This window comes from Escherichia sp. AM3, from assembly GCF_032029835.1.
In the GTDB taxonomy this organism is placed as follows: Bacteria; Pseudomonadota; Gammaproteobacteria; order Enterobacterales; family Enterobacteriaceae; genus Escherichia; species Escherichia coli.
In genome coordinates, this window is record NZ_JAVUPQ010001138.1 from 1 (window position 1) to 253 (window position 253).

At 54.2% G+C, this 253-nt stretch carries 1 protein-coding gene; it reads right to left on the reverse strand.

Annotated features, from left to right (window positions below):
- The coding region (locus tag RTW80_RS30040) for a ribonuclease E/G (RefSeq protein WP_312721822.1) at positions 1-253 on the reverse strand (253 nt) is incomplete at both ends.

Here is a 253-nt window from a genome sequence, read left to right on the forward strand (position 1 = left end):
GCCTGCTCCAGTGAGTGCAGCACGCGACGGCGGTGATCTTCATTGTTCATATCGATAAAGTCGATGATGATAATGCCGCCCAGATTACGCAGACGAAGCTGACGCGCGATGGCCTGCGTCGCTTCTATGTTGGTGTTGAAGATGGTGTCATCGAGGTTGCGATGGCCGACAAACGCGCCGGTGTTGATGTCGACGGTGGTCATCGCTTCGGTTTGATCGATGATCAGATAGCCACCCGATTTCAGCTCAACCT